The sequence below is a fragment of the Pseudomonas sp. SCA2728.1_7 genome (assembly GCF_018138145.1).
Taxonomy (GTDB): Bacteria; Pseudomonadota; Gammaproteobacteria; order Pseudomonadales; family Pseudomonadaceae; genus Aquipseudomonas; species Aquipseudomonas koreensis_A.
Genome location: NZ_CP073104.1, coordinates 5426113 through 5437586 on the forward strand (window position 1 = coordinate 5426113; position 11474 = coordinate 5437586).

Genomic DNA, 11474 nt, shown 5'->3' on the forward strand with positions numbered 1-11474 from the left:
TGTGCTTTAGAACGAGGACTGGATCTTGATCCCGCCGATCAGGGCGTCGTCGACGTTGTTCACGCCACCGGGGTGGCGGATGTATTGCAGGTTCGGGCGTACGGTCAGCCAGTTGGTCACGTGCACGCCGTAATACAGCTCGGCGCTGTATTCGGTGTCTTGCGGCGGCAGGAACGACGGATCGTCATAGTCGTAAACGGCGTTGGCCTGATTGCTTGCTTCAGCGTTTTTGCGGAAGGCCGGGTTGACGTGCACACGGGCGAGGGCGAAACCGATGTCGTCCTTGGCGCGCGCGTCGAACGGGCCTTTGTAGGTGATGCCGGCCTGCACGTAGTTGTCGATCGCGTTGGTTTTCTTGTCGTGCATGGTGCCGTTGGCGAACACGCTGAGGCCGCGCGAGTTATCGCTGGCCATGCTGGTGATTTGCTGCTGAATGCCCAGCCACACGCCGTGTTTGCTCGACGCGCTGCGATAGGCTTCACCGCTCAGCGCTGCCGGTTGGCCGTGGTTGTCTTTATAGACGTCAGTGGCGTTGGCATTGCTGTAGTAATAACCAGCGCGGTATTCGCCCGGCAGACCGTTGAGTTTCGGCGTCCACACCAGTTCGATCGGCAGGATCGCGCCTTGGGTGCCGCTGCCGCTGAGTTTGAAGCCGTTGCCGCGATCGAGGTTCGACGGGTTCTGCTCGTAGGCGCCGACCTGTGCATACAGCTCCGGGGTCAGGTGATATTTGACGCGCAGCGCCCATTGGCTGACCGGCCAGTTGTACCAGATGCCGCCGACCCAGTTGCCGACCTGCGAACCGCAGAACGCGAGGTTCTGGAAGTCGCACGGGAAGCTGTTGAAGTCTTCGCCTTCGCCGAAGCGACCGACCTTGATGTCGAGTTTCTGATCGAAGAATTTCTGCTGATACCACATCTGCGTCAGACGGGTGGTCTGGCCACGGCCCCAGACTTCCTGGGCCGAGGTGAAACCGCCGACGCGCGGATCGTTGATGCGGTCGTTGCTGATGTTGTTGCCGCTGCGTTTGGTGATGGTCAGTTGAAACTCGGCGTCGTCCCAGCCAAGGATCTTTTGCAGGTCGAGGTGTGTGCCCAGACCGAACTGATCGCTGTAACGCGCGGTGCGATCGTGATCGTAGCCACCGTGCAGGTTGCTGCCCATTTCGCCGGTGTAATCGAGTTTGAAGTCGTAGCCTTTTTCCGAGAGTTCGGTACGCGTGCCGTTCCAGTCACCGAGCATGTACGGTGATTCACTGTCGAACGCGGGAGCCGCTTGGACGCTGGTGGCGAGGCCGAGAGCGGTGCAGCCGCCAATCAGGCGCAGGGTTGAGATAGCGCTGTCTCGGGAGAAGGAAAAATCGGGCATGGCTAAGTCTTTTTTTGGTGTTTTCGGGGTGCGGGCTGAGTGCTTCAATAAGTCGCAGGCAGTGAAGCGATTCAGCGGAAGGGCGGCAGGATAATGATCTGTTACAAAAAGACAAAGGCCTTTTGTGAACATGCAGCGTTTCGGATTCGGTAACAGTGCGGCAAACGGGCGCATTGTCGACCGGTTCGCAGCCTGCGATCTTTTCAGGTTGGCCTACATTTGAAGGTAGGCCTTCCACCCGAACACCCCCTCGGCTAAGGTGCGCGGCTTCTGCATTTTCACTTCGCCCAAAGGCCTGGCATGAACGAACAAACCCCCGATCCACTGCACGGCGTGACCCTTGAACAGATCCTCAATGCCTTGGTGAGCCATTACGAATGGTCGGGGCTGGCCGAGCGCATCGATATTCGCTGCTTCAAGAGCGATCCGAGCATCAAGTCGAGCCTGACGTTTCTGCGCAAAACCCCGTGGGCGCGGGAGAAGGTCGAGCGTCTGTACGTGAAGTTGATGCGCACCAAGCGACCGCTCTGAGATGGACGCCGGTTGTTGGCGCCGTCGCCTGATCACCTGCGCAGCCGTACTGGGCTGGGCGGGGTTGGGCATTCAGCTGTACCTGATTTTCTTCGCACGCTTGAGTGTCGGCGCCAGCCTGTTGGGCGGGTTGGTGAGTTTCTTCAGTTACTTCACGATTCTGACCAATACGCTGGTGGCGACGGTGCTGACCTGTGCGGTGACCGCGCGTGAATCCGTCGCGCGCCGCTGGTTTTTGCAGCCGTGGGTGAGTAGCGGGATTGCCGTGAGCATTGTCGTGGTCGGGCTGGCCTACAGCCTTTTGCTGCGGCACTTGTGGCACCCGGAAGGCTGGCAATTTATCGCCGATGAATTGCTGCACGATGTGATGCCGTTGCTGTTTCTGGGCTATTGGTGGCTGTGCGTGCCCAAGGGCAGTTTGCGCTGGTGGCACCTGCCGGTGTGGCTGACTTATCCGCTGGTGTATTTCATCTACGCCTTGCTGCGCGGGCATTTGCTCGGCGCGTATGCGTATCCGTTCATTGATGTGGCGGTGTTGGGTTATCCACAGGTGCTGGTCAATGCCGGGGGGATATTGGTGGGGTTTGTGGGGATTGGCTTGGTGGTCATCGGCCTCGACCGCTGGCAAGCCGTACGAAGTTAAAGCACCTGTAGGAGTGAGCCTGCTCGCGATGGCGGTGGAACAGTTGCAAATTTATTGACTGACACTCCGCTATCGCGAGCAGGCTCACTCCTACAAGGGATATCACTCTTCTTCAGATCCTTCAGCGCGCCAGTAGCCGACGGCTTTGATCAGTTGCTCATCCAGCCCATGCTCATCGATCAGCACCCGGCGAATCTGCCGTGACACTTTCGTTTCGGTGGCCACCCAGGCATACAGATTGCCCGTGGGCACCTGCAATTGCTTCACCGTCGCCAGCAAATTGTCCTTGCTACCTTCGCGCAGCACCCAGATCACATTGACCTGCGCCGGGCTTTCCAGCACTTGCTGCTCGGCGCCGTTTTCCACTTCGATCACCACCAGCGCCTTGCGATTGGCCGCCAGCCCTTCGAGGCGGCGGGCGATGGCGGGCAGGGCGGTTTCGTCGCCGATCAGCAGGTAGCTGTCGAAAATGTCCGGCACGATCATCGAGCCGCGCGGGCCGCCGATGTGCAGGAATTGCCCGGGTTGGGCTTGTTCCGCCCAGGTCGACGCAGGGCCGTCACCGTGCAGGACGAAATCGATGTCCAGTTCCAGCGCATCGAGGTCGTAGCGACGCGGGGTGTAGTCGCGCATTTCCGGTTTCGGTCCGTCGTCCTTGCCGGCGCCGAGCTCCATTGTTTCCAGCGCCGCCGCCTGTTCGGCATTCTGCGGGAACAGCAGTTTGACGTGGTCGTCGGTACCGAGGCTGATGAAACCGGCCAGCTCCGGCCCGCCGAGGGTGATGCGGCGCATGCGCGGCGTCAGATCGACCACGCGCAACACCTCAAGCTTGCGGCGTTTGATTTCGTGCATCACGCGGTGAATGGTTTGGGTATCGACTGCAGTCATTGGCTTTTCTCCGAAACAGGTTGAACGGCAGGGCCGTCGACGATGGCTTTGGCGGTGTCGTTGAGCAGGTCACGCACGCGCAGGATTTCTGCCGGGCTCCAGCGGCCGTGGTGCATTTGCAGGGCATGGCGCAGGTTGTGTACCGCCTCGTGGATTTCCGGCGGCCGATCATGGCCGCGCAGCGAGCGTTTGCTCACATCGATACGCATGCGCACGCCATCCAGCGCCACGGCTTGTTCGCTTAAAGACAAACGACCGGCGTCGGTGACGCTGTAGCGTTTTTTGCCGCCCTCGGCGTCGCCGCTGATCAGCTCGCTTTCTTCGAGAAAGGTCAGGGTCGGGTAGATCACCCCGGGACTCGGGCTGTAGGCGCCGTCGAACATGCCCTCGATCTGGCGGATCAGGTCATAGCCGTGGCATGGCTGTTCGGCGACCAGCGCCAGCAGCAGCAATTTCAGGTCACCGGGGGCGAACACCCGTGGGCCACGGCCGCCGCGCTCGCGTCCGGGGCGTTTTTCGAAGCCGTCACGGCCGTCGCCGTGTTCGCGGTGGGGGGAATGATGGTCTCTCATTTCGTCTTCTCTCGTCGTGTTTAGATACAACTTAAGATATATCTTAAGCGTGACGCAAGACGTTTTTCTGCGAGACGGGGTGTTGGCTGACGAGCGGCAGAAGCGATACGAAGGCAAGCAGAGATTTTTTGACCGGATGTCGGAAACAATAACTTCAGAGTTAAAGTCATCGCTCTATTTGCTCTAGAGTACATATTCTAAATAACTGCAAGTTACCGTAGTGGCGAGGCGAAGTTGCTGTATGGTTTTTTAACTGAAACTGTCTGTAGGGTGGAACTTACAGTCGCTGTTTCGAATATCTGTTTTTTGTTCTTTTTTCTTGCGGGTCATAGGGTTGATTAACTACGAGTTTGTCGGAAGTTGCCTGCTTACATTCCAGAGGCAACAGTCGATGATGCCCCGGCATTGAAAGTTCAAGTTGATCTGGCGCAACTCGGGCAGAGACTTGGGGAGTCATTTTCTTGAACTTTCAATGCTCATCCCCCTATCAAGAAAACAGGTACATAACGATGTTCAAGAAACTCGCAATCGCCGCTCCACTGGCTCTTCTGGCAATGGGTTCCACTGGCGCATTCGCCGCTGGTGAAGCGTCGCACTCGATCAGCCTTGTCGCGCATGTGCCGACCAACGGTTTCTATGTCGTGCCGACGGATCCGGATCTGGTCAACAAGGACCAGGACATGAGCTATCAGCCAACCACCGGCAAGATGCGCGACGTCAATGGCTTCTTCGATGTGCGCAACAACAACGGCTCGGTACACGCCAGCCTCGAGAGCCAGCCGAAACTGGTGGCCGGCAACACCACCATCGACCTGCAAGTCCTGCTCAATAACAAGGAACTGACCCTGACCCCGCAAATGGTCGTGGGTGAGTCCGAGTCGGACGTCAACTATCGTGCACCACTGAAAATCACCGCTCGCGGCAGCAACTTCGAACCGGGTGATTACACCGGTTCCGTGGCAATGATTTTTGATGCAGTGCCACCGGTCAATTGATCGCGTGAACAGGCATTAAGCGCCCGACCCTACAGCGGCGTTAACCGACGGGGCAGGCAGAAGTGTCTGCCCCGTCGGACTTCCATTGTTTGTAATCAGAGTACGAGTTCATGTTCCCGATGACACCCATCGCGGCTGCGCTTGCGCTGTTGTTTTGTGCCAGCGCAGCCGTGGCTTCCAGCAACGCCGGTACGACACCTCGCAGTCTGTTGGCGCAGGCCAAAGGTTTGCCGGCGGATTTCGAGGAGCATTTCTTTGATGTGCCTCTGGCGGTGCGGGTCGAAGTCGACCAGCAACCGCTCGGTGAGGCCATGGTGGTGTTGTCCCGCGACGATCGCATCACCCTGCTCGAATTCACTGACACCAGCGAAAACCGCTTTGGCCCTGCCGAACGGGAAAAGTGGGCCGGTTATCTCAAGTCCGGTGTGCCGCTGGGCGCGTGTAGCGGTTCTTGCCCGGACCAGTTTCTGGCAGTGCACTACAACCTGGAAAATTCGCTGGTGTCGATCGCAACGGAAAACGCTGAGCGAGATGTTCAGGCCAAGCGCTATTACGATCAGCCCGAAGGCGGTAGCAGTGGCTTGATGGTGCGTAACCAGCTCAATCTCAATGGCGGTCAGGATCAGGACCTTGGCGGACGCTTCGGCCTCGAAGCCAGCTCAAGCCTGGGCAACTGGAGCCAGACGCTGAATTTGCAATTGGCCCGGCTCGGCGGTCCGGACGACAAGCTGTATCACGCGATTCACGAGTTACACACCCAGCGCGAACTGCAGGGCAGTTTTTTCCGCCTGGGCTATTTCACCCCTAATTCCGAAGGACTGACGCGCCAACCGCGCACGTTCGGCACCAGCCCCGACACCGCCGTCGGCGTGATGTATGGCAGCTCCGACAGCCTGGCCATCAACAGCCCGATGCCCAGTGTTTATCCGATCTATGTCACCGCCAACCGCCAGGGCTCGGTGGAGATCTGGCGCGATGGCCTGCTGATCAATACGCAATCGGTGCCGGCCGGTTTGCAGACCCTCGACACTCGACCATTGCCCGGCGGTATTTATGAGGTGGAAGTGCGGCTGATCGAAGACGGCCAGATCACGTCCACCACCCAGGAGTTGGTGTACAAGCCCAACAACTGGCGCAACCTCGACGAACGCTGGCGCTATAACGTCTTCGCCGGTGAAGAAAGCAAGCTGCTGAGCAACTGGGACACCCAGTCCAGCGGCAGCCCCACGGCCGGCGCTTCGGTGAACTACCTGCTGCATCCACGGGTGATTCTCGGTCTGTCGGCGCGGCAGATTCGTGAAAAGCTGCAATACGGCACGTCCATCGACTGGACGCTGGCCAACCACCTCAGCCTGTACGCCAACGTTTATAAAACCGAGGATTACGGCACCGGTCTCGATCTGCAGAGCCTGTACAACTATGGCTCGGGCAGCGTGGTCGTCAGCCACAACCGCAGCTGGCTCGACAGTACTTACACCTACGACACCTTGCCGGACGGCACCCGCGTTCGCCCGCGCAATGTGTTTATCGGCCAGACCAGCAACTCGTCACTGGCGCTCAACCATCGGCTGAGCAGCAAAAGCTCGGTCAACGCGAGGGTTTCCCACAGCGAAGGTAACGTCGAAGGCATGGGCGTGGATCTGGGCTGGACCCAGCGCGCCGAGCTGTTTGGCAGCGACGCCAGTTGGCGCTTGTCGTTGTTCGACCGGCCGGGCAGCTACAGCAGTGGCGATGCGCGCAATCGCGGGGTCGACCTGAGCGTCAACCTGGCACTTGGCGCGCCCGGCCAACAGATCACCGGCAGCATCGGTTCTCGTACGGCCCGCGACGGTGCGCGCGACAACAATGCCTCGCTCGGCTGGCGCAAGGATTTCAAGGATCACGTGCTGCAAAGCGTGTCGGTCACGGCGTTGACCGACACCTATGGCCTGGGCATGTCGAGCCTGACCAATTTCCGCACCGATGCGGTCAATGGCGATGCGTTTGTGCAGCGCTCGTCCTACAACGGCAATTTCACCGGCGGCCTCAACGTCGACAGCACGCTGGTAGTCGGCGGCCAGCAAATGCTCATGACCAGCCAGAGCGAGGTGCGCGGCGCCGGGATGATTGTTGATGTCGAGTCGGACATCGAGGACATCGTTCTGCGCGCCGACGATTACAGCGGTGGCGGGGCGGCGTTGAAGCCGGGGCGCAATTTCATCCCGATCACCGCGTACCAGAACAGCTCGGTGAGTTTCGACTTCGAAGGCAACAACGTGCCGGCGGCAACCATCGAACCGGCGCGCAGCCGTTATCACCTGAACAAGGGCGGCGTGGAGTATCGCAAGGTGCGGGTGATGAAAACCCTGACCGTGCTCGGCCGACTCATCGACGAGCAAGGGCGGCCGCTCAAGGGGCATCACGTGATCAACCACGCCAGCCGTGGGGTCACCGAAGTCGACGGGTTCTTCTCGATGGAAATGAATGCCGGCTCACCGACCCTGGAAGTGCGTCAGGGCAATCAGTTGCTGTGCCAGTTCCGCCTCGATGCCGGCAGCCACCGCAGCGAAAACAATGTGCTGATGATCGGCGACCTGCGGTGCACGCCGGACACGTTGGCCGATGTGACGTCCACAGAACAGAAGGCGGGTTGAAAGGATGAAAGCAATAGCAGGAAGCTTGGGACTGGCATTGGCAATGGGCGTAACCACGGCGCAGGCGGCCAGTCATGAAATTCGCGCGATGTTCCAGCCGGATCCTTCACAGCCGAGCAAGAACGTGTTCGTCAACAAGACACCGAACAGTGGGTACTGCGCCACTTTCCCGAGTGAGTGTGCAGAAAACGGCATGTTCAGCATTCAATTGCCGGTTCGTTTCAGTGCCAATCATATTGGCGCCAATTGGGGCGTTGGGATCAAAGCCCCTGCCAATTGGCGGCGATTGACGGTGACAAACACGGAAACGCAGGAGACAGAAACCGTTGAAGTGCGTATTAGCGGTATCGGCTCTAAATATGTGCTGACTCGCCCGGCGCACGAACTGGTCGGCGTGGATGACATGCTGCTGGGTCACCAGCGACTCTGGGACAGCAACAGTTGGGTCTACGCTGCTGCGCCCTGCCGGTACAGCGGCGTCGGTGTGCCCACCCCTGCCAGCTACCGGTTTTTCTGGAAAACCCCTGAGGAGGCGAACTGCGTCAAGAAGTCTACGGCGGTCATCGGGCCGATGTATTTCGACACCCTCGACTTTGCTTATGAACTGCGCACGCCCAATCCGCTGAGCATGTCGTCGGGGCTGTATACCGGCTCAATGACCTACAGCCTTGGCAGCGGTGGTGATTTCAGTATGGGTGCCGATTTTCAACCGGACGACGACAGCCTGACTTTGGACTTCGTACTCGACGTGCAGCACACCCTCAAGGTCGATCTGCCGCCGGGGGGCAATCAGGTGTCACTCGAACCCCAAGGCGGATGGGCACGCTGGATCGACAGCGGGCGCAAGCCGACGCGGATTTTTCGCGATCAACTTTTCTACCTCTCTGCCTCGTCACGTTTCAAGGTGCTGATGCTGTGCAACTCCACGGGCGGCACGGCGTGCAAATTGGGCAGCCCGAAGGGCGACACCACCGAGGTCGAAGTCTTCCTGACGTTACCGCCGGGTATCGAAGGGCCAAGCGGCGGTAATGTCACTCGCTCGCCGCTGCGTTTCAACGTTTGGGCGGGTCCCTTCCAGCCCGGTCACTATGTCGATCGCAAGGCCGGCTCGCTGCTGTTCGAGATGACCCCGTTCGCCATCGATTTTCTTCTGCAGCCCGGCAAGACCGACCGGCTGCGCGGCAACATCACCATTATCTGGGACTCGGACGTATGACTGTCCGGGCTAGGCCTCTGTCCAATTTTCGGGAGTTGAAAACGATGAACCGTGGTTTTCTGCTGAGCCTGCTCAGCGTGTTTTGCCTGACGGCGCAGGCCGGACCGCAGATCAATGTCGGCACTGTGTACGACTATCTCGATGCCGACAAAAGTACCTACCTCAAACGGGTATTCAACAGCGGTGACGCCACCGCGTTCGTCAAGATCAATGTGCTGGAAATCGTTTACGGCGCCGACGGCGCCCCACAGGAAATTGCCGTCGAGAATGCCGCCGACGGCGCTTCGCGCAATGGCCTGATGGCCAGCCCGGCGCGGTTGATCGTACCGGCGCAGGGCATGCAGGGCACGCGGCTGTTGTACATGGGCGCGCGTGATCGTGAGCGCTATTTCCGTTTGCGTTTCGTTCCGGTGGTGCCGGAAAAGGAAGACGACTTTGTCGTCAGCAGCGAAGAGCGCGATGACTACAAGAAGTCCCTCACGGCGGGCGTCAATGTCATGACCGGCTTCGGCACGATCTTTTTTGTCCGGCCCAAGGATGCCCGCTTCGCCACGGTGGTCAATGACACCGACAGCCGTTACGAACTGCGCAACGACGGCAACACCGTGATCATCGTCGACGAGTTCAAAAGCTGTTCGCTGACCAAGGAAACCGACTGCGGCGCCACTACCAAACACCATGTGCTGGCCGGCAAAACCTTTGCCTTCGATAAAGAGAAAGGTCGCGAATACCGCTTCTTTCTGATCGAAGGCAGCGAGAAAAAAACCATGAAGATCGCCAGTCGCTAGGCAGGTTTTCCAATGACGCATCGGGTAACCCACATGATCAAGCAATCCATTGCCGGCGCGCTGTTGGCCGCCACCGCGCTGACTGGCGCCGGGGCGTGGGCCGCGCGCGAAGAACACACCTTCGAAGTGTCCCTGACCATCCCCAGTCGCCCGTTCTACATCATTCCAGCAGAACCGGACTGGATTCACCGCCCGCAACGGCTGGCGTGGGATTATCCGCGCGCCACCCTCGGCGGCCTGGAGAAAAATTTCGATGTGCGCCATGACAGCAGCGCGATCGAGGCACGCCTGGGGTCCGAGCCTTTCCTGGAAAATGGCCGCCCTGGAGAAATCATTGAGCTGCAGGTCACCTTCAATGGCGTCGAATTGAGCTCGCACGTCATCCCGCGCCAAGTGCTCTCGCAGGAGGAGGCCGCCACCGGCAAACGCGTGGCGTTGAAGATCGAACCGATTGAACCCGCCGGCGGCTATCGCTCCGGAGACTACAACGGCAACGTGGTGTTGCTGTTCAACGCGCGGGCACCGGGGGCGCAATGAAAACAACACAGATCAGGCTCATCAGAGGCAGGACGAATAATGAAAAGCTACCTTTGGCTGGGATTGCTGGCCGCGTTGAACATCTCTCAGGCGCAGGCGATCAATCAGGAAATTCGTGCGTTGTTTCAGCCTGATTCTTCCAGGCCGGACAAGAATACGTTCGTCAATAAAACGCCAAACAGCGGTTATTGCGCGATCTATCCGGGTCAGTGTGAAAGTCACGGAATGTTCAGCATTGAGTTGCCCATTCGTTTCAACTCCACTCGTTATGTGGGGATCTTTGATTGGGCGGCGGTAAAAGCGCCCGCCAATTTGCGGCGTCTGACCGTGACAAACAGCCAGACGCAGGAAACGCAATCCCTGGAAATACGCATCACTGGCATGGGCTCCAAATATGTACTGAGTCATCCGGCGGTGCGGCTGGCAGGTGGCAACAATGCACTTGAAGGCCATTCCAGATTATGGGTCACGGGGAATTGGGTACAAGGCATACCGGCCCCTTGCTGGCACAGCGGCGTCGGTGCCTACGAGGCAGACAGCTGGCGGTTCTTCTGGAAAACCACGCAGGAGGCCCACTGTTTCAAGGTGCCGGCCTACCATATTCCGTCGATGTACTTCGACAAGCTGGACATCACCTACGAGCTGCGTACCCCCAACCCATTGAACATGTCTACGGGCCGTTATACCGGCTCACTGACTTACAGCCTGGGGCCTGGCGGTGATTTTGATATGGGCAAACTGTTTCAACCGGACGACGACACCCTGACCCTTGATTTCGTGCTGGACGTACAGCACACCCTGAAAGTGGATATCCCACCCGGTGGCAACCACATCGCCCTGGAACCTCAGGGCGGCTGGCAGCGCTGGCTCGACAGTGGGCGCAAGCCCGTGCGCCTGTATCGCGACCAGATCTTCCATATCTCCGCTTCGTCGAAATTCACCATGAAACTTGAATGCGAGCACTCTCTGGGCTGGGGCTCGGGCTGTGCCATCATGAACCGCGAGACCGGGTTTGGCGGCCCGGTCGACGTCAGTGTCAGTTTGCCCAATGGCCTGACCGACAGCGCCGGTCAACCGGTGCGGCGAAAGCTGTTGGGGCGTGAGAAATCAGTTCCTTTCCAGCCTGCCCAATACGTTGATCGCAAACCCGGCACGCTGCACTTCGACATTGGCGAGAAGGACACCGACTGGCTGATAAAAAATGCCGCTGACAAACCCTATCGCGGCAATATCACGGTGATCTGGGATTCTGAAGCCGGTTAGACACGGTGTCGCTCGGCCAGCTTTGCTGATGGCCGAGCGA

General features: G+C 59.0%; 11 protein-coding genes. 8 read left to right on the forward strand and 3 right to left on the reverse strand.

Features of this window, described 5'->3' with window-relative positions:
* Positions 1-6: 6 nt before the first annotated feature.
* Positions 7-1368: a carbohydrate porin gene (locus KBP52_RS24360; protein WP_212621126.1), complete on the reverse strand. Its 1362-nt coding sequence runs from the start codon at positions 1366-1368 to the stop codon at positions 7-9.
* A gap of 300 nt (positions 1369-1668) precedes the next feature.
* On the opposite strand from KBP52_RS24360, the gene KBP52_RS24365 reads away from it, so the two are divergent.
* Entirely contained in the window at positions 1669-1899 is a 231-nt protein-coding gene (locus tag KBP52_RS24365) for a VF530 family protein (protein ID WP_007916799.1), read from the forward strand.
* A gap of 1 nt (position 1900) precedes the next feature.
* Complete coding sequence (locus tag KBP52_RS24370) at positions 1901-2542, forward strand: Pr6Pr family membrane protein (protein WP_212621127.1); 642 nt, start codon at positions 1901-1903, stop codon at positions 2540-2542.
* 102 nt (positions 2543-2644) lie between these two features.
* On the opposite strand, the gene KBP52_RS24375 is transcribed toward KBP52_RS24370, so the two are convergent.
* Positions 2645-3430: a siderophore-interacting protein gene (locus KBP52_RS24375; protein WP_212621128.1), complete on the reverse strand. Its 786-nt coding sequence runs from the start codon at positions 3428-3430 to the stop codon at positions 2645-2647.
* On the reverse strand, positions 3427-4002 hold the full coding sequence (locus KBP52_RS24380) for a PadR family transcriptional regulator (protein ID WP_077574396.1): 576 nt from the start codon (positions 4000-4002) through the stop codon (positions 3427-3429). The genes KBP52_RS24375 and KBP52_RS24380 overlap by 4 nt, the downstream gene beginning before the upstream one ends.
* Positions 4003-4511: 509 nt before the next feature.
* Between KBP52_RS24380 and KBP52_RS24385 the strand changes: the two genes are divergently transcribed.
* The 6 genes from KBP52_RS24385 to KBP52_RS24410 all read left to right on the forward strand — a co-directional run bounded on the left by KBP52_RS24385 (position 4512) and on the right by KBP52_RS24410 (position 11434).
* Complete coding sequence (locus KBP52_RS24385) at positions 4512-4997, forward strand: CS1 type fimbrial major subunit (RefSeq protein WP_123593743.1); 486 nt, start codon at positions 4512-4514, stop codon at positions 4995-4997.
* A gap of 110 nt (positions 4998-5107) precedes the next feature.
* On the forward strand, positions 5108-7630 hold the full coding sequence (locus tag KBP52_RS24390; protein WP_212621129.1) for a CS1-pili formation C-terminal domain-containing protein: 2523 nt from the start codon (positions 5108-5110) through the stop codon (positions 7628-7630).
* Positions 7631-7634: 4 nt separating this feature from the next.
* Positions 7635-8846 (forward strand): hypothetical protein, encoded by a 1212-nt coding sequence (locus KBP52_RS24395; RefSeq protein ID WP_212621130.1) that lies wholly within the window; start codon positions 7635-7637, stop codon positions 8844-8846.
* Positions 8847-8890: 44 nt separating this feature from the next.
* Positions 8891-9634, forward strand: a complete 744-nt coding sequence (locus tag KBP52_RS24400) for a molecular chaperone (RefSeq protein WP_212621131.1) — start codon at positions 8891-8893, stop codon at positions 9632-9634.
* Between the two features lie 33 nt (positions 9635-9667).
* The gene (locus KBP52_RS24405; protein WP_249122208.1) at positions 9668-10171 is read left to right on the forward strand and encodes a CS1 type fimbrial major subunit; all 504 of its coding nucleotides are present in this window, start codon (positions 9668-9670) and stop codon (positions 10169-10171) included.
* Positions 10172-10234: 63 nt separating this feature from the next.
* Entirely contained in the window at positions 10235-11434 is a 1200-nt protein-coding gene (locus tag KBP52_RS24410) for a hypothetical protein (RefSeq protein WP_349251745.1), read from the forward strand.
* The last annotated feature ends 40 nt before the right edge of the window (positions 11435-11474 follow it).